Here is a 2,896-nt window from a genome sequence, read left to right on the forward strand (position 1 = left end):
CAGAAAAAGCTGCGTGGCGTGATAAATTCCCCCCACGTCGAGCCCACCCAGAATGGCCCCTGCCGGGTCCCACCAAGAGCGATCTACATGCAAGCAAAGGCCCGTGAGGTTTATGTGCCACCGGTGCTGCAGGATCTGCGGGCCGGCACAGCCGAACTGCACATCGCACTGGAAAAACGCCTTCCCTTTTTCTCCGACACCCTCGATACCGCCGCTTTCGAGCGCCTGATGGCGGCCTATTACGGTTTTTATCAGCCGCTGGAACGGGCGTTACTCGCCAGTGGCGCGGTCCCGGACGATTTCAATCTGACGCCTCGTCTGAAAGCCGAGACCTTGCACGCCGACCTGCGCGCGCTGGGCGCGACGGCCAATGATCTGCCGCTGTGCGAGGAATTGCCGGTGATCGACTCCAGCGCCGCCAGTCTCGGCGTTTTGTACGTGCTCGAAGGCGCGACCCTCGGCGGGCAGATCCTGCGCCGGGAGATCGCCGCGCGGCTGAATCTGGACGCCGACAACGGCGCCGCGTTTCTCGATGTCTACGGCGCGGCCACCGGGCGGCGCTGGCGTGAGTTCATCGAATACCTGAGCAACCGGCCCATGGCGGCCAGCGAACGCGCGGCCGTGGTCAGCGCAGCACAAACCACATTCAGCTGTTTCGAGCAATGGCTCGAGCGCCAGGAGGTACTGGCATGAACCCGCAAGACCCACAAGCCTTTGAAGAACTGCTGGCCAACTGTGCCGACGAGCCGATCCGCTTTCCTGGCGCGATCCAGCCCCATGGTCTGCTGCTGACCCTGACCGAGCCTGCGCTGCAGATCATTCAGGTCAGCGCCAACGTCGAAACCCTGCTGGCCCGCGCGCCCGAATCCTTGATCGGCCAGCCGCTGCACAGCCTGATCGGCGCCGAACACACCGCGCAAGTGCTGCAAGCGTTGCAACAGGCGACGTTCTCCGAGGCGGCGCCGCTGCGCTTCGAGCTCAATGGCACTGAGTTCGAAGGTTTGCTGCACCGCCATCAGGGTGTGCTGATTCTCGAGCTGGAAATTCATGTGAAGAACTTCCAGCCGCGCAACGTCGCCGGCGTCAACACCCACTTGGGCCGCATGCTCCAGCGCCTGCAAGCGGCGACCACGCTGCAGGCCCTGTACGACATCAGCGTCAAGGAAATCCAGGCGATGACCGGTTACGACCGGGTGCTGATCTATCGCTTTGAGGAGGAGGGCCACGGTCAGGTCATCGCCGAAGCGTCCGATCCATCGATGGAAGTGTTCAACGGCCTGTTCTTCCCGGCTTCGGACATTCCCGAGCAGGCGCGCGAGCTGTATCGCACCAATTGGCTGCGGATCATCCCCAACGCCGATTATCAGCCAGTGCCGCTGGTGCCGAAGCTGCGCCCGGACACGCAGACGCCGCTGGACCTCAGTTTCGCCACGCTGCGCAGCGTCTCGCCGATTCACTGCCAGTACATGAAGAACATGGGCGTGCTGTCATCGATGAGCATCTCCCTGCTCAAGGGCGACAAGCTCTGGGGCCTGATCAGCTGCGGCAACCGCCAGCCGCTGCACGTGCCGCATGAATTGCGCATGGCCTGCCAGACCATCGGCCAGGTCCTGTCGTTGCAGATCAGTGCCATGGAAACCCTTGAGCTGACCCGTCAGCGTGAAGAGAAGGTCGAGGCGTTGGCGCGGCTCAATCAGGCGATGATCGATTCGCCGCAGAACGTCTTCGACGGCCTCGCCCAGCAGCCTGCAACGCTGATGGCGCTGGTCAATGCCGGCGGTATCGCGATCATCGAAGACAAACAGTTGCACCGTTACGGCAACTGCCCGGCGCCGGAAGAAATTCGCGCGCTGCACAAATGGTTGCAGGCGCGCGGCGAGCCGGTGTTTGCCAGCCATAACCTGTCCAGCGTTTACCCGCCGGCGGCGCAGTTTCAGTCGGTGGCCAGTGGTGTGCTCGCCATGAGCCTGCCCAAACCGGTGGACAACGGCGTGCTGTGGTTCCGTCCGGAAGTGAAGGAAAACATCAACTGGAGCGGCGACCCGCGCAAGCCGCTGGATCTGGAAAACTCCGACGCCGGGATGCGCCTGCGTCCGCGTACCTCGTTCGAGATCTGGAAGGTCGAGATGGCCGGGATCTCCACCAAGTGGAGCCACGGTGACCGGTTCGCCGCCAACGATCTGCGCCGCTCGGCGCTGGAAAACGATCTGGCCCGTCAGGTACGTCGCGAGCAGGCGGCTGTGCAGGCGCGCGATGATCTGGTAGCGGTGGTTTCCCATGACCTGCGCAACCCGATGACGGTGATTTCCATGCTCTGCGGCATGATGCAGAAAGCCTTCAGCTCGGAAGGCGCGCACACCTCGCGGCGCATCTCCACGGCGATCGACACCATGCAGCAGGCCACGGCGCGGATGAACACGCTTCTGGAAGACCTGCTCGATACCTCGAAAATCGACGCCGGGCGCTACTCCATCACCCCGCAAGCGCTGGAGGTCGGGCTTATCTTTGAGGAGGCGCAGGCATTACTGTCGCCGCTGGCTCAGGTCAAGGACATCAGCATTTCCTTCCAGGCCGATCCTGATTTGCGCATCCACGCTGACCCCGAGCGGCTGTTCCAGGTGCTGTCGAACCTGGTCGGCAACGCCATCAAGTTCACTCCGCGCATGGGCACCGTCGGCGTCCACGCCAAGTCGGTGGGCGATGAGATTGTCTTTATCGTGCGCGACAGTGGTGAAGGCATTCCCAAGGAGCATCTGCCGCATGTGTTCGATCGTTACTGGACGGTGAAGGAAGGCAACCCGACCGGTACGGGCCTGGGTTTGTACATCACCCAGGGCATCGTCGAAGCCCACGGCGGGCAGATCGTCGCCGAGAGCGAGCCGGGGCAGGGCAGCGA

The 2,896-nt window shown here is 63.1% G+C and carries 2 protein-coding genes; both read left to right on the top strand.

Annotated elements, in window-relative coordinates; genetic code table 11:
- Positions 1-87: 87 nt before the first annotated feature.
- Positions 88-693 carry a biliverdin-producing heme oxygenase gene (locus D6877_RS25160; protein WP_130912457.1) on the top strand — a complete coding sequence of 202 codons (606 nt, stop codon included), beginning with the start codon at positions 88-90 and terminating at the stop codon, positions 691-693.
- A partial coding sequence (locus D6877_RS25165) for an ATP-binding protein (RefSeq protein WP_130912458.1) occupies positions 690-2,896 on the top strand: 2,207 nt, incomplete at its 3' end. The genes D6877_RS25160 and D6877_RS25165, both read left to right, overlap by 4 nt.

It is taken from the genome of Pseudomonas sp. Sample_9 (assembly GCF_004307535.1).
Lineage (GTDB): Bacteria > Pseudomonadota > Gammaproteobacteria > Pseudomonadales > Pseudomonadaceae > Aquipseudomonas > Aquipseudomonas mercuritolerans.